The sequence below is a fragment of the Janthinobacterium sp. PC23-8 genome (assembly GCF_002250505.1).
Classification (GTDB): Bacteria; Pseudomonadota; Gammaproteobacteria; order Burkholderiales; family Burkholderiaceae_D; genus Janthinobacterium.
Window position 1 is genome coordinate 466,800 of record NZ_NJGY01000004.1, and the last position, 23,170, is coordinate 489,969.

General features: G+C 63.7%; 9 protein-coding genes. 5 read left to right on the plus strand and 4 right to left on the minus strand.

Translation table 11 applies throughout. The annotated features are described in order from the left end of the window. The first annotated feature begins 138 nt into the window (after positions 1-138). Together CD932_RS25670 and CD932_RS25675 are read left to right on the plus strand one after the other, a co-directional pair. Entirely contained in the window at positions 139-2,808 is a 2,670-nt protein-coding gene (locus tag CD932_RS25670) for a TonB-dependent receptor (RefSeq protein WP_094445702.1), read from the plus strand. 332 nt (positions 2,809-3,140) lie between these two features. Beyond that, positions 3,141-5,948, plus strand: a complete 2,808-nt coding sequence (locus CD932_RS25675; protein ID WP_176461142.1) for a TonB-dependent receptor — start codon at positions 3,141-3,143, stop codon at positions 5,946-5,948. A gap of 75 nt (positions 5,949-6,023) precedes the next feature. Here CD932_RS25675 and aroG read toward each other — a convergent pair whose 3' ends face one another. Then, positions 6,024-7,088 carry a 3-deoxy-7-phosphoheptulonate synthase AroG gene (aroG, locus tag CD932_RS25680; protein ID WP_094445704.1) on the minus strand — a complete coding sequence of 355 codons (1,065 nt, stop codon included), beginning with the start codon at positions 7,086-7,088 and terminating at the stop codon, positions 6,024-6,026. 700 nt (positions 7,089-7,788) lie between these two features. On the opposite strand from aroG, the gene CD932_RS25685 reads away from it, so the two are divergent. Then, the gene (locus CD932_RS25685) at positions 7,789-10,434 is read left to right on the plus strand and encodes a TonB-dependent receptor (protein WP_176461143.1); all 2,646 of its coding nucleotides are present in this window, start codon (positions 7,789-7,791) and stop codon (positions 10,432-10,434) included. A gap of 219 nt (positions 10,435-10,653) precedes the next feature. Further along, entirely contained in the window at positions 10,654-13,548 is a 2,895-nt protein-coding gene (locus tag CD932_RS25690; protein WP_094445705.1) for a TonB-dependent receptor, read from the plus strand. On the opposite strand, the gene tldD is transcribed toward CD932_RS25690, so the two are convergent. From tldD to CD932_RS25705, 3 genes are read right to left on the minus strand one after another with little or no spacing between them, the layout of a single operon-like run. Further along, positions 13,545-15,005, minus strand: a complete 1,461-nt coding sequence (tldD, locus tag CD932_RS25695; protein WP_094445706.1) for a metalloprotease TldD — start codon at positions 15,003-15,005, stop codon at positions 13,545-13,547. The genes CD932_RS25690 and tldD overlap by 4 nt on opposite strands. Positions 15,006-15,023: 18 nt before the next feature. Further along, the gene (locus tag CD932_RS25700; protein ID WP_094445707.1) at positions 15,024-15,821 is read right to left on the minus strand and encodes a carbon-nitrogen hydrolase family protein; all 798 of its coding nucleotides are present in this window, start codon (positions 15,819-15,821) and stop codon (positions 15,024-15,026) included. A 31-nt stretch (positions 15,822-15,852) separates the two neighbouring features. Continuing rightward, on the minus strand, positions 15,853-20,088 hold the full coding sequence (locus CD932_RS25705; RefSeq protein WP_094445708.1) for a YhdP family protein: 4,236 nt from the start codon (positions 20,086-20,088) through the stop codon (positions 15,853-15,855). A gap of 252 nt (positions 20,089-20,340) precedes the next feature. Here CD932_RS25705 and glnE point away from each other — a divergent pair, with 252 nt between their 5' ends. Then, a complete protein-coding gene (gene glnE / locus CD932_RS25710; protein WP_094445709.1) occupies positions 20,341-23,097 on the plus strand; it encodes a bifunctional [glutamate--ammonia ligase]-adenylyl-L-tyrosine phosphorylase/[glutamate--ammonia-ligase] adenylyltransferase in 2,757 nt (918 codons plus the stop codon). Positions 23,098-23,170: the final 73 nt, after the last annotated feature.

The window sequence follows — 23,170 nt, forward strand, 5'->3', positions numbered from 1 at the left end:
AGGCAGGTAGTTGCCTCTTCCAGAGGCGGTGAGCGATCACCGCCTTTTTTATTGCGTTAACGCAAGCCCTCCTGTTGTCGCGGCTGTTAAAAGTCTTCCCTGGGCCATCCGGCCGACAACCCGCACCAGGAGAGTCGCATGACATGCAAACACATCCCCTCGCCCTCTTTACGACTGCTGTGCACGGCCATGCTGGCGGCAAGCAGCCAGGCCGTACTGGCGCAAACGGCCGACGACACCGCCGCGCCGGCGATGCAACGCGTGGAAGTGACGGGTTCCTCGATCAAGCGGCTGGTGTCGGAAACGGCCACGCCCCTGTCGATCTTCAAGGCCGACGATTTCGCCAGGCAGGGTTTGAGCACGGCGCAAGAAGTGCTGAGCAAGATACCGTCGAACGCGTCGAGCATGGGCAGCGGCAACGCCGTTGGCGGCAATACCAGCGGCCTGCCCACGGGCGGCCAGGCCAGCGCCGACCTGCGCGGCCTGGGCGGCGACAAGACGCTGGTGCTGCTCAATGGCCGGCGCATCGCCAACCACCCATATGACGGCGCCAGCGTCGACCTGAACATCATCCCCATCGCCGCGCTCGACCGGGTCGAAGTGCTGCGCGACGGCGCCTCGGCCATCTACGGCACCGACGCCATCGGCGGCGTGATCAACTTCATTACCAAGCGCTCGGTCAACACCACCAATATCACGGCCGAAGCCGTTGCGCCCCAGCATCGCGGCGCCGACGAGCAGCGCCTCAATTTGTCCAGCGGCGTGGGCCAGTTGAATACCGATGGCTACAATCTGTTCGGCGTGCTCGACTATCACAAGCAGGATGTATTGACCTCGCAGGACCGCAGCTTTTCCAGCACCGGCATCATTGCCGGCCGCGGCCTGTCGGTGACCAGCGGCACCACCTTTCCCGGCAATTATTTTGATGCGGCCGCCAATGGCGGCGCCGGCCTGGCCGGCAATCCGTATGCGGCCAGCGGCTGCCTGCCGCCCTTGTCGGTCGCCGCCGCCAACGGCACCTGCCGCCAGGATTACACGCGCCAGATCGACGACTTGCCGGCGCAGCGGCAACTGGCGCTGTTTGGCAAGGGCAGTGTCAAACTGGGCGGCGGCCACCTGGCCACGTTTGAATATTTGCATTCCGAAAACAAGGTCAAGGCGCGCACGGCGCCGCCGCCGCAAATCGGCTTGATATTACCCAATAGCAGTCCGTATTATCCGGGCAATGCGGGCGGCGTGCCGGCCCAGGCCGGGCTGTCGGGCCAGCCGCTGAGCGTCAACTGGCGCCCGGTGGCAGCGGGCCAGCGCCAGATCGATTCGCGCGGCAAGGCCGACCGGCTGGTGCTGGCGCTGGAAGGCGAACTGGCTGGCTGGGACTACCAGGGCGCGGTCAGCCGCGCGGTGAGCCGCTCGTCGGAGGATTTTACGGGCGGCTACGTGCAGGACGCCGCGTTTGCCGCCGGCGTGCTGAACGGTATTCTCAATCCGTTTGGCGAGCAAAATGCGGCCGGCAAGGACTACCTGGCCAGCACCGCCTTGCGCGGCGAAGTGCAGAATGCCAAAGTCACCACCACCGGCCTGGACGTCAAAGCCAGCCGCGAGCTGATGCAACTGGCCGGCGGCCCGCTGGCGCTGGCGCTGGGAGCGGAGTTGCGGCGCGAAAAGGCGCAATTCAATGTCAACCGCGAGATCGCCGGCCAGGCCAGCAGTTCGGGCTTGTCCGGTTCGCTCTCCAAAGCGGGCGAGCGCGATATCGAAGCCGTGTTTGGCGAATTGAACTTGCCCTTGGTAAAAAATCTGGAAGTGCAGCTGGCGGCGCGCTTCGACCATTACAGCGACGTCGGCAGCACCACCAATCCCAAACTGGGCCTGCGCTACCAGGCCAGCGACAAGCTGGTGCTGCGCGGCTCGGCCAGCACCGGCTTTCGCGCTCCGACCCTGTTCGAGAAAAACGCGCCGCCGTCGCGCAACGACACCAACGACAGTTATGACGACCCGATCCTGTGTCCGGGCGGCGTGCCGCAGCCAGGCGCCAATCCCCTGCGCGACTGCGACCTGCAGCAGTACAAGCTGCAAGGCGGCAATGCCAACCTGAAGCCGGAGAAATCCACCACCTTTGCTGTCGGACTCGTGTTTGAGCCCGTGCGCGAGGTCACCGTTGCGCTGGACTACTGGAACATCGGGCTGAAAGACAAGATCGCGTCCTTGCCCGAGCAGTCGATCTTCGGCAACTATGAAAAATACAAGGCGCTGTTCCTGCGCAACCCGGACGGCTCGCCCAACGCCATCCTCGACCTGAACGACAACCTGGGCAAGGTCAAGACGGATGGCGTCGATATCAGTGTCAACGCCCGCCTGTGGCGCGGCGCGTATGGCGAAGTGAGCCTGGCCGTCGACGGCACCTGGATCCACAAATATGACTATCAGAACGAGCGTGACGGCGAATTCATCCACAACGTGGGCCGCTATGCCGACAACAATCCGGTATTTCGCTGGAAACATACGGCCACCCTCAACTGGCGTTCCGGCGCCTGGGGAGCCACCGTGTCGCAGGCCTTCAAGTCCGCCTATACCGACCAGAACAGTGTCGATGAACCATATCGCCACGATGTGTCGTCATACAGCCTGGTCAATGTGTCAGGCAGCTATGCGCGCCAGGGCTGGCTGCTGACGGCCGGCGTGAAAAACCTGTTCGACCGCGAGCCGCCATTCTCGAACCAGGGCACGCTGTTCCAGAAAGGCTATGACCCGCGCTATACGGACCCGGTCGGCCGCGCCTGGTACTTGCGCGGCAGTTATACGTTTTAAAGGGAGAGGTGCAACGATCAGGCAGAAAGACTGAACAGGACAACGGCGCCAGCAGCGATGCCAAGCGCCGTTTTATTTTACGCCCCTGTGCTCGCCTGACAAGGGAATACGATACTTTATTACTGAAGCAATGCAAAACAAACAAAAAAATGTTGCATTTCGTCCAAAAATCCGACATGAATTTGACAATTTCCGACATGAATGTTTTGATGACGAGCCTGAAAATGATCCGAATTTTCATTGGCCTAATTGAACTAAAGCAAATTAATTATCAATCGGCAACAAGTTATCTCGAAATAATTGCCGCATTTATTACAAAAACAAGGAACAAGATGATGGTCGAAAATGTAATGTCGCGCACCCTGCGCCTCATGTTTGCCGGCGGTATCGCCCTGGGCATGCACGCCGCCCATGCGCAGGAAACAACAGAAGCGCCTATGCAGCGCGTGGAAGTGACCGGTTCGAGCATCAAGCGTATCGCTTCCGAAGCATCGCTGCCAGTGCAGTCGTTCAATCAAAAAGACATCAAGAAATCCGGCGTCACCACCGTGACCGATTTCATCCAGCAAATTCCGGCCATGCAAGGCTTTTCCGTGGCGGCCGATTCGGTCGGCGGCAGCGGCGGTGGCGTGACCACCGCCTCGCTGCACGATATCGGTGCTGCCTACACTCTGGTGCTGTTGAACGGTCGCCGCCTCGCGCCGTCGAACTCGGGCACCACCATCGATTTGAATTCGATTCCACTGGCCGCCATCGAGCGCGTCGAAGTGCTGACCGACGGCGCCTCGGCCCTGTACGGCGCCGACGCGATTGCCGGCGTGATCAACTTCATCCTGAAAAAAGGCGCAGCGCCACTGGAACTGAACGCCAAGTACTCGCGTCCAGAGGAAAAAGGCGGCGCCAGCAACTCGTTCTCGATCAGCAAGGGATTCGGCGATATCGACGACGATGGCTACAGCATTTTTGTGTCGGCCAGCCATGACGAACAAAAAGCGCTGAAAGCATCGCAGCGCAGCTTCGCACGCAGCGGCATCATCAATTTCAACGATCCGAAAACCGGCCAGGCGCTGCAGTTCATCAATGGCTCCGCGCGTTCGGCCCCGGCCAATGCCTCGCTGACCTACAAGAACGGCTACGACGCCTCCGGTGCGCCAGCCAAGCTCAATCCCTACGCTTTGGCCCATGGCGGCAAATGCGCCGCCAGCAATATGGATTTCTATGGCGACGGCAATTGCTACTTCGATTCGCCATCGACGATTGAAATCAATCCCGAATCGAAACGCGACTCGCTGTTCAGCTCGGGTTCCGTGAAACTGGGCAAGACCGGCTGGCAGGGCTTCTATGACCTGGCCTACACGGAAGCGAAAATCGTTGCGAGCATCGCGCCCTACCCGGCCGACTTTTCGATCGCCAAAGGCTCGGCGCTGTACAACAAGTACATCTCGCCTAACCTGACGGCCGACCAGAACGCGAATGTCGATTCGGTTGCCGCTACCTACCGCCTGTCCGAAATGGGCAACCGTACTTACGACTACGGCACCAAGGCAAGCCACCTTGTCGGCGGCGTGGAAGGCAATGCATTCGGCTGGGATATCAATTCCGCCGTGACCTACTCGAAAAACAAGCAGACGCAGAAATACGTCAGCGGCTTTCCGTTGGCCAAGCAGTTCAACGCGCAGGTCGACGCCGGCAATATCGATCCGTTCGCCTACCCGGTTGGCAGCATGCCTGACGCCATGCGCCAGACACTGCTGGGCACCGGTTTCAGCGGCACCTACAACACGCAGACGGTGGAAATGAAGGGCATCGATGGCCGCGCATCGCGCGACGTCTTCAAGCTGCCAGGCGGCACGGCCATGCTGGGTGTGGGGGCGGACTACCGCAACACCTCGTACAAGGTGCGCCAGGCCGCTGTGGCAAAACAAGCGCAGATCCTGTTCGATAACCCGCAAGTCGACAGCGATTACTCGCGCGACAATGCCGGCGCCTATGCCGAGCTGATGATGCCTGTCACCAAGAAACTGGAACTGACCGGTTCGGTACGCTACGACCAGATCAGCGCCATCGACAACAAGCTGACCGGCGTCAAGGTCGGCAAGAAGGAAGATGCGGCCACCTGGAAAATCAGCGGCAAATATTCCGCCACCCGCAACCTGATGTTCCGCGCCGCCGCCGGTACCGGCTTCCGCGCCGCCAGCATGCAGGAAATCGCCGGCCCGCTGGAAGACTGGGGCGTCACCGGTGGTAACTACCAATGTCCACTGACAGCGGCCAACGGCATGGCAGGCCATCCGCTGGCCGGCTATTGCAACAACGTGGGACGCCAGCAATTTGAAGCCTTCCAGGGCGGCAATCCTGACCTGAAGCCGGAAAAATCGAAACAGTGGAGCATTGGTACCGTCTTCGAACCGTTCGACAGCCTGTCGATGTCCTTCGACCTGTGGAACGTTGAAATCCGCGACCAGGTAACCGCCGTCTCCGAAGGCCTGATCTTTGCCGCCCCTGCCAAATACGCCTCGCTGTTCACCACCAAGCATATCGGCTCGACGGGCCGCGACGTGCTGGCCATCAAGCTGCTGCCAATTAACATCGGCAAGGTGGAAAACCGCGGTATCGATTACGACTTCACCCACAAGATGAAGTTGCTGGACGGTCGCCTGACCAGCCGTCTGTCGGGCACCTACCTGCTGCGGTCGCGCTACACCACGCCAGGCACGGACGACCAATGGGAAACCAGCTTGAACCGTTATGGCTCGAACAACAAGGTCAGCTTCCGCAACATCATCAAGGCCACGACCTCGTATGAAACCGCGAAATTCACGCATACCCTGAGCGCGAGCTACCGCAACGGCTACACCGACGTCAACCAGAGCGCGAATGATTGCGCCGTGATCGTCGCTGGCCAGCCAGGTGCCTGCTACGGCGTGCAACTGGACGTGCCCAGCTACACGACGTTCGACCTGCAAAGCGCTTACCGTCCGGCAAGTAATGTGGAAATCACGGCCGGCATCCTGAACATGTTCGACCGTAATCCGCCGTTCACGCTGCGCAATACCGGTTCGCACCAGATCGGCTACAACCCGGCATACTCGAGCGCCCTGGGCCGCCAGTTCTACCTGAGCGGTTCCTACAAGTTCTAAGCTTTGATCAAGGCTGAAAACTGAAAAGCCCGGAAAGCTGCACGCTTTCCGGGCTTTTTTCATGCCGCAGCCACTTTACTCCTTGTCGCCGCGCAGGCGGCGCTGCCGGACGGCTTGTGCCAGGTTTTCCAGCACCGCCACGCTGGCGCTCCAGTCGATGCAGCCGTCGGTGACCGACTGGCCATACACCAGTTCCTTGCCCGGCACCAGGTCCTGGCGCCCCGCCACCAGGTGCGATTCGACCATCACGCCGACGATGCGCTCGTCGCCGCCCGCCACCTGCGCGGCGATGTCGGCACAGACCGGTACCTGGTTTTCCGGCTTTTTCGAGCTGTTCGCATGCGAGGCGTCGATCATCAGGCGCGACGCCAGGCCTTGCGCGGCGATCGCCTTGCAAGCCTCTTCCACGCTGGCCGCGTCGTAGTTGGGCGCCTTGCCGCCACGCAGGATGATATGGCAGTCTTCATTGCCGTTGGTCGAGACGATGGCCGAGTGGCCGCCCTTGGTGACGGACAGGAAATGGTGCGGCTGCGAGGCGGCCTTGATGGCTTCGACAGCGATCTTGACGTTGCCGTCGGTGCCGTTCTTGAAGCCCACCGGACAGGACAGTCCCGACGCCAGTTCGCGGTGCACCTGCGACTCGGTGGTGCGCGCGCCGATCGCACCCCAGCTGATCAGGTCGGCGATATATTGCGGGCTGATCACGTCCAAAAATTCCGTGCCGGCCGGCAGGCCCAGTTCATTGATGTCGCGCAGCAGCTCGCGCGCCATGCGCAGGCCGTCGTTGATGCGGAAGCTGTTGTCCATGTACGGGTCGTTGATCAGCCCCTTCCAGCCCACCGTGGTGCGCGGTTTTTCGAAGTACACGCGCATGACGATTTCCAGTTCGCCGGCAAAGCGCGCGCGCTCCTTGACCAGCAAGCGCGCATATTCCATCGCCGCTTTGGTGTCGTGGATCGAGCAGGGGCCGATGACCACCATCAGGCGGTCGTCCTGGCCGTGCAGGATGCGGTGCAGCGCCACGCGGGAGTCGGCAGCCGTCCGGGAGGCGGCTTCCGAGCAGGCAAATTCGCGGATCAGGTGGGACGGCGGAGTCAGTTCCTTCATTTCGCGAATACGCAAATCATCGGTGCGGGGCATTATTTTCTCCAAAATTTGAACAGGGGTAAAACATCCAGGTAAAAAAAAACCGCCTTCAGTGGCGGTTTTTCAGAATTTGCTGGGATCTCGTTTTTTGCTGCTACGTGAACCGACCGCTACTCCACCGCCTTGGGGTTGGAATTGCTAAAGTAAAAATAGGCGGTAAAAAAGTGGCGAGCGAACATGCGAGTCATCCCTAAGTGATGAACGACTATAAACCCATACGGCAAAGCTTGGCAAGCATATTTGTCGGCAAAGGCGCAGATGGCGGTCGTTTCAGGCGGCAAAGCGGGAAGAAAACCGCAAAAAGTTGCGCAGCACCCGCCCTCCTTACATAACTTTACATTGTCGCCAGCCACCGGTCACCGGCAAAAAATCAAGTGAAGTGTGTCTGAATGTAAGCGTTGTATTTCACACATTGAAGTGCCCTTGCAGGCCGCATGGTGCCTGGCCAGCTATCGGGCCAGGCTTGAGCTTGCGGCCACGCGCTGGACATGGCCCACGGATTCGTCTTTACAACTGTGATGCTTGGTGAGTGTTGTTCCTTTTCACACTTGATTTTTCGGTCATTGCCGCGTCATTTACCCCATGTTTTGATGGCTGCGCTCGCTGTCCCAGGAGGACCGCGGGCATACCGCATCGGCGACGTATCCGCCTAGCCGAACAATCAAACACAAGAATGACCTCAGGAGTGTTAGCCATGATGATAGAAAGCGTGTTGTCCCGATCCCTGCGCCTGATGTTCGCCGGTTCCCTGGCGCTGGGCATGCATGCCGTCCAGGCGCAAGCGCTGGCCGGCGATGCCGACGGCGAGATGCAGAAAGTGGAAGTGACGGGTTCGAGCATCAAGCGCCTGTCTTCGCAAACGGCGCTGCCGATCACTTCGATCAAGGCCGAGGACTTCATCAAGCAAGGCTTGACCACCGCGCAGGAAGTGATGAACACCATCCCGATGAACCAGAGCTCGAACGGCAGCAGCCAGTCGGTGGGATCGGGCACGGGCGGCATGTCGAGCGCCGACCTGCGCGGCCTGGGCAGCGACAAGACGCTGGTGCTGCTCAATGGCCGGCGCATCGCCAGCCACCCGTTCAACGGCGAGGCCGTCGACCTGAACATCATCCCGTTGTCGGCGCTGGACCGGGTCGAAGTGCTGCGCGACGGCGCCTCGGCCATCTACGGCACCGACGCCATCGGCGGCGTGATCAATTTCATCACCAAGCGCTCGGTGCAGGGCGCCACCGTCAGCGTCGAGCACTATGCGCCGACCAGAAGCGGCGGTGGCGAAGAATCGCGCATCAACCTGTCGGGCGGCTTCGGCAACCTGTCCACCGACGGCTACAATTTCTTTGGCGTCGCCGATGTGCACCAGCAGTCGGCCCTGGCGGCAGCCTCGCGCGCGTTTTCCAGCACCAGCGTGATTCCCAGCCATGGCGTGGACAACAGCAGCGGCACCTCGCAGCCGGCCAATTTCTTTTCCGCCAATGGACTGACAGGCAATCCTTACGCGGCGTCCAACTGTCCGGGCAAGGGCTTGATCACCACCGCCAGCGGCACCTGCCGCACCGATACCGTCGCTTATATCGACGACATCCCGAAAACCCAACAGGAATCCCTGCTGGGCAAGGCCACCTTCAAGCTCAGCGCCGACAATATCGCCACCCTTGAATACCTGCACTCGCGCAGCACCAGCACCACCAGCATCGCGCCGTCGCCCTTGACCGGCATCAGCATGACCTCGGCCAGCCCGTATTACCCGGGCAATGGCGCGGTTCCCGGCGTGGCGGGACTGACCGGCGAAGACCTGACCATCAACTGGCGCACGGCGGCGGCCGGCAGGCGCACCGGTTTCGACACCAGCACCTCGGACCGCCTGGTGCTCGCTTCCGAAGGGTTGATCGGTGGCTGGGACTACAACGTCGGCCTGACCTATGCCGTCAGCAAGGCCGCCAGCGCATTTGTCAACGGCTACACCAACGACAGCCTGGTGAAAGCCGGCGTGCTCGACGGCACCCTGAACCCGTTCGGCGACCAATCCGCCACCGGCGCGGCCTACCTCGACGCAGCCCAGCTGCACGGCCAATACCTGGGCGCGAAGATGAACAGCACCGGCGTCGACGCCAAGGTCAGCCGCGAAATCTACACCTTGCCGGCCGGCGCGGTCGGCTTTGCCGTCGGCACGGAATTTCGCCATGACCAGGCCGAATACAACGTCAACCGCGCGCTGGCCTCGCAGGCGCAAAGCTCGGGCTACGCCGACGCGCAGGACCAGCAGGGATCGCGCAATATCGCCGCCGTGTATTCGGAGCTGAGCGTGCCGCTGCACAAGGACCTGGAACTGTCGCTGGCGGCCCGCTACGACCACTACAACGACGTCGGCGGCGGCTTCAACCCAAAGGTGGGCCTGCGCTGGCAACCGATCAAACAAGTGCTGCTGCGCAGCTCCTACAACACCGGTTTCCGCGCGCCGACCTTGTACGACCTGCACGGCCCCGCCACCGCCACCTTTACCGGCAACTCGTATGACGATCCGGTGCTGTGCCCGGGCGGCACGGCGGTCGCCGGCGCCAACCCGAACCTGGCCTGCGGCCAGCAGCAATATATCCGCAGCGGCGGCAACGCCAACCTGAAGCCGGAAAAATCGAAAACCTTCAGCGCCGGCATCGTGTTCGAACCAGTCAGTTCGGTGACCATGTCGCTGGACTATTTCAACATCAGGCTGCGCGACAAGATCGGCACCGTGGCCGAACAGACGCTGTTCGCCAACTACGACAAATACAAATCGGCCTTCGTGTATTCGGCCGACGGCAGCACCTTGCAGTACGTGAACGCCGTGCTCGACAACCTGGGCGAAGTGCATACCTCGGGCATCGATACCAGCCTGACCTGGCGCCTGCCGCGTAGCAGCTACGGCAGCTTCACCTTCCAGTTCGACGGCAGCTGGGTGCGCAACTACGAATACCAGAACGAAACGGGCGGCGCATATATTCAGAACGTCGGCGTGTATGCCGACAACAATCCCGTGTTCCGCTGGAAGCACAACGCCTCGCTGACGTGGGCGCTGGGCGACTGGAGCGCCAACCTGTCGAACAAATACATGAGCGGCTACCGCGACCAGAACTTTGTCGACGCCGGCTTTGAACAGAACGTGAAAGCGTATTCGACCTTCTCGCTGTCGGGCGCATATACGGGCTGGAAAAACACCGACATCACCGTCGGCGTGAAAAACCTGTTCGACAAGAACCCGCCGTTCAGCAACCAGGGCACGGTGTTCCAGACCGGCTACGATCCGCGCTACACGGACCCGCTGGGCCGCACCCTGTACGTGAAAGCGTCGTACAAATTCTGATGCCGCCTGCATGATCGCCATGCCCGCAAGGTCTTGCCTTGCGGGCACTTTCTTTGAGGCTACGACTGTGGCCGTTGTGGCTGAGGAGCCACATGTCACCGCCCATGCGCAGGTCAAGCGGCGTACAACTGATACAGATCGAATCCCGGACCGGCTGCGCCACCGAAACTCGAAGGTACATCGACGGTTTTTCCCGTCCGACCTTTTTCGGAGAACAGCATGATCCACAATCTGTCCGCACGTCCGCGTTCCCTTCCAGCGCATCTGCCAGCGCATCTGCCAGCAACGCCGCTGGCTCTGGCGCTGGCCAGCACCCTGCTGGCCCTGCCGATCCTGCCATTGCCAGCGCTGGCACAAGACGCCCCCAATGCCGCACCGATTGCCCGGGTTGAAATCACCGGCTCGAATATCCGCCGCGCCGAGGCGGAAACGGCGTCGCCCGTACAGACCCTGAACGCGGCCGATATTGAAAAATCGGGCAAGTCCAGCGTGGCCGAACTGCTGCAAACCCTGGCGGTCGACAACCAGGGCTCGGTGCCGACCACCTTTGGCGGCGGCTTTGCCTCGGGCGCGTCCGGCATTTCGCTGCGCGGCCTGGGCACCTCCTCGACCCTGGTGCTGCTCAATGGGCGCCGGGTAGCGCCGTATGGCCTGGCCGACGATGGCCAGAAGGTGTTTGCCGACCTGAACATCATCCCGCTCGAAGCGGTGGAACGGGTGGAAATCCTCAAGGACGGCGCCTCGGCCATCTACGGTTCCGATGCGATCGCCGGCGTGGTCAACGTGATCCTGCGGCGCGACTTCCAGGGCACCACCGTGCGCGGCAACTATGGCAAGACTGGCGACTGGGACGGGCGCGATGCGCGCGCGGCCATCACGCACGGCTTTGGCGACCTCGACAGTGATCGCTACAACGTGCTGCTCAACCTCGAATACAGCGAAAAGGCGGCCATCTGGCACCGTGACCGCGCCGGGCGCGGCGCCGTCGGGCGCGGCGACTTGCGCGATCTCGGCTTCAGCGCACAGGAGTCCCTGAGTGGCGCCGGCGCCATCACCACCAATAACGCCGCTGGCAGCGCCGTCAACGGCAATGTGCGCAATCCCGCCACGCTCGACTATTACAACCGCGGCAACCTGGCTGGCGCCGGTTTTACGCGTACCTTTCCGGGCGCGGCCTGCGGCAATTTCACCAATCATCCGCAGGGCGACCCGGGCGGCGGCTGCCTGACGGACCCCGCGCAGCAATACGGCCAGATCCAGCCCAAGCAGAAGAACATCAACTTCTTCGGCCGCGGCGCCTGGCAGCTGACGCCGGCCCTGCAGACCTACGCCGAGCTGAACCTCTATCACAGCGAATCGACCTCAAGCACCACGCCATCGACCATCAGCGGCTCGGTCGGCTATCCGGGCGGCCCGGTCAGCAATGCGGCCGTGGCGCTGGGCGCGGCCCACCCCGACAATCCGTATTTCGGCACGGCGGCACGCCTGCGCTACCTGGCCGCCGACGTCGGCCCGCGCGTGTCCGATATCGAATCGACCTTTTCGCGTTTTGTCGCCGGCATCAAGGGCACGGCCGCCGGCTGGGATATCGACAGCGCCCTGCTGTACTCTGAAAACAAGGTCTCCAACGACCGCAACGGCTACCTGCAGCGCGATGTCGCCTTTGCCCTGCTCAACCCCAGCGCCGCCAATGTGGCCGCCGCCAGCCTGAACCCGCGCTACGCCGCCCTGCCGCCCGGCAGCCTGTGGCGCATCGCCGAAAACGCCGGCTTGAATACGCCGGAACTGTACGGCGCGTTGTCGCCGACCATCTCGAACGACGCGCGCACGCGCATCGCGCAGCTCGACTTCAAGGCCAGCCGCGCCATGGGCAAGCTGGCCGGCGGCGACCTGGGCGTGGCGGTAGGCGCGGAATTTCGCTATGAGTCGACGCGGCTGGAGCCGACCGCCGGTACCGAACGCGGCAATATCATCGGCCTCGGCTACTCCGCCTACCGCGGCAGCCGCCGCGCCTCGGCCGTGTATGGAGAAGTGCTGGCGCCGGTGCTGGCCAACCTGGAGCTGTCAGCCGCGCTGCGCGCCGATCATTTCTCCGGCATCGGCAACTCCTACACGCCCAAGTTGGGCGCGAAATGGACGCCGGTGCGCCAGCTGGCGCTGCGCGGCACCTTTGCCAAGGGCTTCCGGGCGCCGAACGCGGCCGAAAACGGCGTCGGCGGCCTGGCCGCGTTTTCCACCGCCTCCGACCCCGTTCGTTGCGCACTGGGCGTGACAGTGGCGTGCGACCCGGCCTCGATCGCCGTGATCACCTCGCCCAACCCCAACCTCGCGCCAGAACGCTCGCGCAGCTATTCGCTGGGCGCCGTGTGGGACCCGCTGCCGCGCACCAGCATCTCGGTCGACCTGTGGCAAATCCGCCGCAAGAATGAAATCAACCAGGAACAGACCGACGCCGCAATTGCCGCCGGCAACGTGGCGCGCGACCCGTCCACCGCCACCGGCATCCCCGGCGACCCGGGCGCCATCACGGCCGTGCTGGCCAGCTATGTCAATTCGGCGCAAACCAAGGTGCGCGGCATTGACGTCGACGCTCGCCAGCGCTTCGTGCTGGGCGGCGACATGGGCAACCTGACGTTTGACGTGAAATGGACCCACCTGTTCAAATGGCTGCGCATCGAGCGCGACGGCACCGAGCGCGATTTCGCCGGCACCCACGGCAACTGCGACGTTTCGAACTGCATGGGCACGCCCGACGACAGGGTCAACCTGGGCGCCACCTGGGAACGGCGCAACTGGCGCGTCTCGGCCAACGTCAACTACCGCGCGCCGCTGGACAACGTGCTGTTCAAGAACGACCCCGACGGCTGCGCCACCCATTACGCCAACGGCAACGACGCACCCGGCGGCTGCCGCATCGCCTCGTTTACCACGATGGACCTGACGGGCCGCTGGCTGGCCACGCCGCAACTGGAAGTGTTCGCGTCGATACAGAACCTGTTCGACAAGGTCGCGCCGCTCGATCCGCTGACCTATGGCGCGACGGGCTACAACCCGCTCGATTACGCGGGTGCGGCCGGTCGCTTCATCAGTGCGGGCTTGAAGTATAAATTTTAAGCCGTGCCGCCGACGGTAATACCGTCCAGTCTTAACGTCGGCTGCCCCACCCCCACCGGCACGCTTTGCCCTTCCTTGCCGCACACGCCTACGCCCGAGTCCAGGCGCATGTCGTTGCCGATCATGGAGACCCGGTTCAGCACGTCGGGGCCATTGCCGATCAGGGTCGCGCCCTTGACCGGGTAGCTGAGCTTGCCGTTTTCGATCATGTACGCTTCGCTGGCCGAAAAGACGAATTTGCCGTTGGTGATATCGACCTGGCCGCCGCCGAAATTGACGGCGTACAAGCCGTTTTTCACCGACGCCAGGATCTCTCCCGGGTCCTGCTCGCCACCGAGCATATAGGTGTTGGTCATGCGCGGCATCGGCAGGTGGGCGAACGATTCGCGGCGCGCGTTGCCCGTCACAGGCATCTTCATCAGGCGCGCGTTCATGGTGTCCTGGATATAGCCTTTCAGGATGCCGTCTTCGATCAGGGTGGTGCACTGCGTGGGATTGCCCTCGTCGTCGATATTGAGCGAGCCGCGCCGGCCTTGCAAGGTGCCGTCGTCGACCACGGTGACGCCCCTGGCCGCCACCCGTTCACCGATGCGCCCGGCAAAAGCGGACGAACCCTTGCGGTTGAAATCGCCTTCCAGGCCGTGGCCGATCGCTTCGTGCAGCAAGATGCCGGGCCAGCCCGGTCCCAGCACGATGGTCATCGGGCCGGCCGGCGCGGGCCGCGCTTCGAGGTTGACCAGTGCCGAGCTGACGGCGTCGGCCGCATATTGCTCCAGCACCGCGTCGGTAAAATAATCGTAGCTGCAGCGCCCGCCGCCGCCGGCCGAACCGGTCTCGCGGCGGCCGTTCTGCTCGGCGATCACGGTCAGCGACACGCGCACCAGCGGGCGGATATCGGCCGCCAGCACGCCATCGCTGCGCAGCACCAGCACCACGTCGTATTCGCCGGCCAGGCCGGCCATCACCTGCACCACGCGCGGATCTTTCGCGCGCGCCATTTTTTCCACGCGTTCGAGCAGTCGCACCTTGGCCGTGGCGTCCAGCGAGGCCAGCGGATCGTCGGGCAGGTACAGCGAACGGCCGCCCTGCGGCTGCATGCTGCCGGCGATTTTTATTTTACCGGCGCCGGCTCTGGCGATCGTGCGCGTGGCGGCCGCCGCTTCCAGCAGGGCCCGCTCGGAAATCTCGTCGGAATACGAAAACGCCGTCTTGTCGCCGGACACGGCGCGCACGCCCAAGCCCTGGTCAATGGAAAAACTGCCAGTCTTGACGATGCCTTCTTCCAGGCTCCAGCCTTCGCTGCGGGTAGCCTGGAAATACAGGTCGGCGTAATCGACCTTGTGCGCAAACATCGTGCCCAGCGCCTTGAGCAGCTTGGCTTCGTCGAGGCCAAACGGCGTGAGCAGGATATCGCGCGCCACGGCCAGGCTGGACAGATTCGGTTCGAATGGGATCATGGCTTTACTCCAACAGGATTACATGGTGCGGTGGGCGAGCGCAGGTAAAGACTCGCGCACGCCGGCAAGGAACACCGGATCGATCTGGCCTGTGACCACGCCCTCGCCTTCGTCCAGCACGGCTTTCACTTCGCCCCAGGGGTCGATCAGCATGCTGTGGCCCCAGGTACGGCGGCCATTCGGATGCACGCCGCCCTGGGCCGAGGCCAGCACATAGCACTGGTTCTCGATCGCCCGCGCGCGCAGCAGCACTTCCCAGTGGGCGCGACCGGTGGTGTGGGTAAAGGCGGCCGGCACCACGATCAGCGCGCACTCGCCCAGCGCGCGGTACAGTTCCGGAAAACGCAGGTCGTAGCAGATCGACAGGCCGACCCGGCCCAAAGGCGTATCGATGCTGCGCACCTGGGTGCCGGCGACGATGGTGCGCGATTCGTTGTACGACTCGCTGCCGCGCGTAAAACCGAACAGGTGGATCTTGTCATAGCGGCCGGCCGGCTCGCCCTGCGGGTCATACACCAGCGTGGTGTTGAGCACCTTGCCGGCTTCAGGCGACACCAGAGGCAAGGTGCCGCCGATCAGCCAGACGCCGTGTTCGCGCGCCATCTGCGCCATGCCGTCCTGGATAGGGCCGCTGCCCGGCTGCTCGGCATGGGCCAGCTTGTCCGTTTCGTGCTGGCCCATGATGGCCCAGTATTCGGGCAGCACCACCAGCATCGCGCCCTCGCCGGCCGCCTGCGCCACCAGGCGTCTTGCCGTGGCCAGGTTTTCCGTGATCGACGGCGTGGAAATCATCTGTATTGCGGCCACTATGTGCATTCCTGTCTCCTGTGTTCGATGATTGCCTGGCCTATTGCGCCGCCGCTGCCGGTACCGGAACCGGAACCGGGACCGGCACCGGCGTGCGTGCCGGCGTCGCGACGGGCTCCAATTTACCGCCTTCAAGCTTGGTCACCACGGGCGACTTCCACGGTCCGGCGATCTGCATATGATAGGTCAGCGCCTTCATCACGGGCGCACGCAGGAACAATTGCGCGAGGAAACTGCCCAGGCCGATCACGGGATTGACCGCCAGCGCATATACCAGCGGCCCCGTGCCAAGATTGAATTCCGGGATCACCACCACGTGCAGGTTGGTGGTTTCATTGGCGATATCGGCCGTGCCGTCCATCAGCACGGTGGCCGCCACGCCATGCATTTTCAGGTTGTCGGTGGTCACCACGCCGCGCTTGATGCTGGCGTTGGCCGTGATGCCGTCAAACGCCAGGCCTTCCGAAAACACGTCGTGGAAATCGAGCTTGAGCAGGCGCGGCAGGGCTTGCAGGCTGAGCACGCCCAGCAGCTTGGCCGCGCCCGGGTCCTGCTTGAGGAACTGGCCCGACTCCACATTCATCTCGATCTGGCCCGACAGGGTCGGAATGTCCAGCACATACGGCAAGCCGTTCCAGGCGATGTCGCCGCTGAGCTTGCCCTTGCCGCGGCGCACGGTATCGGCAAAGCCGAAGCGGTCGAGCAGCTTGCCGGCGTCGGTGATGTCGAGGCCAAAACGCAAGCTGGTGGTGCTTATTCCGTCCTTGACCACCCATTTGCCGTTGCCGCTCAGTGCGCCATCGGCATTGGCCAGCAGCAGCTTGCCGACCCGCCACTCACGCCCGCTGGCGGCCATGGTGTTATAAGCCTGCAATTCCAGGCGGCCGATCTGCTTGTTGAACAGTTCAAAACGCTCGGCGATGATATCGAGCGAAGGGATCGATTGGGCGCTGCTCTTGCCTTCGAGCAGGCTCTTGACGTCATTGGCGGCCGACTCGGGAATGATCAGCGACGACAGCCGCGCCGTCATCTTGCCCAGGCCCGACGGCGTTTCCAGCCAGGTCACGTAACCCGACACCTGTTTGGCGTCGATATTGGCCTGCCACACATCTTTTTGATGGGTCGCGCCCACCACCACATTTTCCAGCTTGCGCTCGCCCAGCATCAGTTCGCCGGCGCGCGCGGCCATCATGTCGGGCACGATGTATTGCGCGATATCGGGCGCGTCCTCGCTATCGGTCCCGCTGTCGGCGCTGCCGCTGCCGGCGATGCTGTTGCCGGCGGCGATCCAGCTGTCGACATCAAAACTCTTCAGGTTCACATTGAGCATCATGCCCGCGTCCGGTTCGGGCGCGGGGCTGTTGACGCCGATGCCGCCGCGCACCAGCCGCCACGGCTCCTTGCCCTGCTTCTGGCGCTGGTAGCGTGCGGCCAGGCCGGTTCCCAACGCGATGCGGATCTCGTCGCTGCGCAGGCCGGCCGCGTTGGCGCCATTGCCCGTCATGATGAACTTGACCGGCATGCTTTCGCCTACCGGCTTTTTCAACGGCGCCGGGAAGTCCAGGCCCAGGCCCGTCAGGGGGCTGTCGACGCTGACCACCAGTTGCTGGTCGCGCGCCGTGATCAGGCCGCTGTAGCGCGCGCCGCCAGTCAAATGTTTTGCCAGGCGCTGCACCACGGGAGTCGGATACGTCTTGCGCAGGCCGTCGACCGTCATGGCGCCGGCGAGCTTGACCTGGATCGAATTGTCGGGCTGGCTGCCACCGGAAATGGCCAGCGGCCCGCCGAGGAAATTACCGCTCAAGCCATTGAGGTTGACGCCTTTTTCATTGAATTCGATGCGCCCCTGGGCGCCGAGCACGGGCGGCAGGTCGTTGAACAGCACCACGTCGTTGCCGGCCAGCTGCAAGCCACCCTGCACTTTCGCTTCCATCATGCGCTCGATCGGCAAATGCAGCCTGAGCGCCAGCCTGGCGTTGCCGGTAGCTGTCGTTTCATCGGTGAAATGATCGATCCAGGCCAGCACCGGGCTGGCCGTGACGTATTTGAGAAACTCCTGCATCGGGCCGACCGCATTGCCTTCGATATCGAGCAGGGTGTCGAACACGGTCAGGTCGGCAATCACCGCTTTCACGTTCGTCAGCGCCACCCCGCCGGTGGTGGCCGTGTCGCCGCGAATTTCCATGCGCGCGCGCTCGAAGAGAAAACTGCCCTGGATTTTTTCCGCTTGCGGCCACAGCGGCGCCTTGCCCGCCAGCGGGCCGCTGTCGGCAAATTCACCGGGTGCGTAATTGAGCGTGCCATTGTCGATCTTGCCAGCCACGCGGAACTCGCCCTGCTTGCGCTGGGCGGCATTCCGCTGGGCGGCACTCCGCTGGGCGGCGGTATCGGCCTTGAACGGAAAGTGTTCCAGTTCGCCGCGCAGGCGCAAGCTGACGTCGCGCGCCACGCCGCCGACCAGGGCGCCCGTCAGCCAGTGGCGCAGGTGTTCGGGCGTTTGCAGTGGCAGGTAGCGGCCGATGCTGTTGATTTCAACATTGTCGAGGGTGCCGGAAAGGTCGACCTGGCCCAGGTTTTTGCCGTCGAGCGGCATGCGGTGCGTGCCGCGCAGGCTGGCGCGCAAGCCTTGCTGCTTGAACGCCAGCTGCGCCAGGTCCACCTGCAGCATATTGTCCGCTTCGAAGGCCCAGCGCGCCTTGAGCTGGAATTGCTCGAACGGCAAGGCGGGGTCCAGCAGGTAAGTCGGGAACTGCAGCACCACGTCGCGCGCATCGATATCGATCTGGCCGCCCTGCTCGCTGGCGTCGATGGTGCCGCTGAGGTTGTCAAAGCCGGGAATCGCCGGCGCTGCTGCCTGCGCGGCGCTGGTCGCGGTTTTTTCCACCGCCAGATGCGCCGGCCGGGCGTTCAGTCCCAGTCCCAGCAAGCGGCCGCGCAGCCGATAGCTGCTGGCGCTGGCGACATCGCCCTGCCACTCGGCCGAAAAATCCTGCAGGCGGCCGCGCGGCGCCAGCGCCGCCAGTTGCTCCCGCTGCGCGACGCTCAAGGGCAGTTTTTCGGCCAGCGCGGCCAGGGTTTGCAAGTCCAGGTCCTTCGCGGTGATCTGCGTCTGCGCCGGCCCGCGCCTGGTGGCGGCCACATAACGCTCGGACAAGGTGGTCGGCGGCAGGCTTAGGCCATCACGCGTTTCCAGCGCAAAATCGGCCAACTCTACCTGGTGGCCGTTGGCGCCAAAGGTCGGCTTGCCATCTGGCGAGGCCGACAAGGTCTCTTTGGCCGAGACACGCCCGCTGACACTGATCAGGTCGAGCGCGGGAAGTTCCTTGCCCAGACGGGCCTGCACCTCGGTGAGACTGGCGTCAGCCGTAAAGCCGGCCAGGCGCGCATGGTCGAGGTTGAGCCAGGCGCGCAGCGCGCCCTTGCCCTGGCTCAGTTCGAACGGGTAATCGAGCCAGGCGCGCCAGGCGGCCAAGTCGGCATTCTTCAGGTCGGCATACAGCTCGCCCTTCCACATCGCCACATCGGAAATGCGCGTGCTGAAGGCCGGATGGGTGAAGTGGGCGCGCACATCGACCGGTGCGGCCAGGCTGGCCGGCGGCGTGGCCTGCAGTCCCAGGCGGTGGCTGCGCCAGCGGTTGCGCAGCAACAGGTTGACCTGCTCGAGCGCCAGTTCGGGCGTGCCGCGCAGCTCGTCCGTCCAGCGCACGCGGCCGTCGCGGATGATCACGTCATGCTGCGACAGCAGCCAGTCGGCGCCCCTGCCATCGCCCTGCTGCCTGCTGTCGACCAGCACGCCGGCCACATACAGGGCGCCGTCCTTGCCGCGCCGCACGGCCAGGTCGGGGCGCGTGATTTCCAGCCGCTCGAAACGCACCGAGCCGAGCACGCTCCACCACGACACCGTGGCCGAAATGCTGGGCACGCTCAAGGCCGGCCGGCCGGCCTGGTCGCGCAGGGTGACGTCGCCGAGGAACAGATTGGGCCGCAAGCCATGCCAGGAAGCATACACGCGCGCAATGCTGACGGGGTTGCCCAGCGCGCGGCTGGCGGCCTTTTCGATATCGCCTTTGTAATAATCGATATTCGGCAGGATGACGTAGCGCAGGACCAGGAACAGCACGGCAAACGCAAAATACGCCAGCACCACCGCCTTGACGGCAAAACCGAGCAGGTGATGCGTGGCCAGGTTGGCCATGCGCCAGGCGGCCCGCAGCCGCCGCCAGCGCAGGGCCAGCGGCATATGTTCTGTCGGGCTTGCTTCTGGCGGTTTTTGCATCGATAAGCTAATAAACTGGCCTGGCGTCAAATAATGGCAAAAATCGCCTGGTTTCCGGGGGGTGCCATGGGGTTGGCGTCATCCCTGCGCTTGCGTCCGGGCTGCGCCTCCCTTACCATCGTCCGGGAGACTGCCGGGCAAACTGTGCAGGCGGCCCAATTTTACCGCATCCCCTGCCCTGCGCAGGCAAGCCCGGCGACAAAGTACGCAGTTTAGCCACGATAACCGATCAACACCATAGAAACCGCCCCCATGAGCCACTCGTCCCTGACCTCCGCCTCGCGTTTTTACCAGCGCTGGAACAATGCCGCCCCGGAACGCGCCGCGCAAGCAGCGCGTCTGGTCGCGGCGCCGCTCGACGGGCTCGACTTTGCTGCGGAACTGGAGCGGCTGGCCAGCGCCGCCACGCCGCCCCTGCCGCTGGCGCGCGCCATGCGCCAGTTGCGCAACCTGCTGGTGTGCGGCCTGATCGCGCGCGACCTCGATGGCCAGGCCGACTTGCACGAGGTGGTCACCGCCATGACGGAGTTTGCCGACTTTGCCATTGCCCGCCACTGCGCCGCCATCATGGCCGAGATGGTGGCCGCGCACGGCATGCCGGTGGGCGAGGAGTCGGGCCAGGAGCAGGAACTGATGGTGCTGGCGATGGGCAAGCAGGGCGGCGGCGAACTCAATGTCTCGTCCGACATCGACCTGATCTTTGTCTACGCGGAAGATGGCGATACGCAAGCGACCCAGGCGGGCCAGCGCAGCCTGTCGAACCACGAGTTTTTCATCCGCATGGGCAAAAAACTGATTGCCGCCCTGGCCGAAATCACGCAGGATGGTTTTACCTTCCGCGTCGACATGGCGCTGCGCCCGAACGGCAACTCGGGTCCGCTGGCCGCCAGCCTCGGCATGGTGGAGCAATACCTGATCGTGCAGGGGCGCGAATGGGAGCGCTATGCCTGGGTCAAGGCGCGCGCCGTCACCGGCAAGCCCGAGGACATTGCCGCGCTCGACGCCATCGTGCGTCCCTTCGTGTTTCGCCGCTACCTGGACTTCGGCGTGATCGATGCGATCCGCAATATGCACGGCCAGATCCGCGCCGAGGTCAACCGCCAGGAGCGGCTGCACCCGGACCGCAGCAACAACGTCAAGCTGGGCCGGGGCGGCATCCGCGAAATCGAATTCCTGGCGCAGGTTTTTCAATTGATACGCGGCGGGCGCGACGCCGAGCTGCGCGAGCGCTCCACGCGCGCCACCTTGCGCACGGTCGCCGACAAGGGCTACCTGGAGCCGCTCATTGTTGAAAAACTGCTGGCCTCCTACACATTTCTACGCAATCTGGAACACCGGCTGCAATACCTCGACGACGCGCAAACCCATACCCTGCCCGCCAGCGAGGACGACCGCCTGACCGTGGCGCGGATGATGGGCCTGCCCGATACCGCCACCCTGCTGGCCCAGCTGGAGGCGCACCGCGTGTTCGTGGCCGGGCAATTCGATGAAATGTTCAGCGACAAGACCAGCGGCGCGGCGCAGGCCGACACCGGCATCGACCCGCAGGCGTCGAACGAGTGCGCCGCCTCGGACCAGCAGGAAGCCATCGAGGCGCGCTTTGCCGCCATGGGCTTTCATGAACCGGCCGCCTGCGCGCGCCGGCTGCTGGCCACCTGGCAGGCGCCGCGCCTGCAATCGTTGCCCGAAGCGAGCCGCACGCGCCTGGTCGCACTGGTCAATTCGGCCCTGCCGTTGATCACCGACTGCTCCATGTCGAACGGCAACGCCAGCCAGCTCGCTACCCTGGGCCGGCTGCTCGATTTCCTCGAGGCCATCGCGCGCCGCTCGGCCTATCTGTCGCTGCTGACCGAATATCCGCATACCCTCGAGCGCGTGGTGCGCATGGTGTGCGCCAGCGGCTGGGCCGCCACTTTCCTCACGCAACACCCGATCCTGCTCGACGAACTGCTGGACGAGCGCATCCGCCACAGCGTGCCGGACCCCGCCGCGCTGGCGCAAGACCTGCAGCGCCAGCTCGACGACGCGCCCGGCGACACCGAGCGGCAGATGGATATTCTGCGCGAAACTCACCATGCGCAATTGTTCCAGTGCCTGGCGCAGGACCTGGCCGGCGACCTGAGCGTGGAAAAGCTGGCCGATTACCTGTCGCAGCTGGCCGACCTCATCGTCGCCGCCACCGTGCAGGCGGTCTGGCAAACCTTGCCCACGCGCCACCGCGAGGTGCCGAAATTCGCCGTCATCGCCTACGGCAAGCTCGGTGGCAAGGAGCTTGGCTATGTGTCCGACCTCGACGTGATCTTTTTGTTCGACGACGACGACCAGGAAGCGCCCGGCCTGTACGCCAAGCTGGCGCAGCGCTTCATTACCTGGATGACCTCGTACACCTCGGCCGGCATCCTGTTCGATATCGATATCGCGCTGCGCCCCGATGGCGCCTCGGGCATGCTGGTGTCGAGCGTGCAGGCCTTCGAGCGCTATCAAAGCAGCGCAGCCTGGGTGTGGGAACACCAGGCGCTGACCCGGGCGCGCTTTTGCGCCGGCGACGCCAATATCGGCAAGCATTTCGAACGCATCCGTAACAATATCCTGCGCAAGGAGCGCCCCGAAAACGGCCCGCTCAAGGGCGAAGTGGTGACCATGCGCAAGCGCATGATCGACGCCCATCCGCCGCGCCCGGGCAGTTTTGACCTGAAGCAGGACCCGGGCGGCATGATCGACATCGAATTCATGGTGCAATACCTGGTGCTGCAGCACGCGGCGCGCTATCCGCAACTGACGGCCAACTCGGGCAATATCGCCCTGCTGCGCCTGTGCGGCGAGCTAGGCCTGATCGACCCGCTGCTGGCCGCCGGCGTGGCCGACGCCTACCGCGCCCTGCGCAAGCTGCAGCACCAGCTGCGCCTGCAGGGGCAGGACCTGGCCCGCGTGGCGCCCGAGCGCGTGCAAGAGCATGCGGACCAGGTGACGCGTTTATGGCACACCATCTTTGCCAGCGTGATTGCGTAAATGGTATAGCGGCGTATGATACAAACAGGCAACTCCTCCTCCCAATAGTGCCGCACAGGCCGCAGGGGTTGCT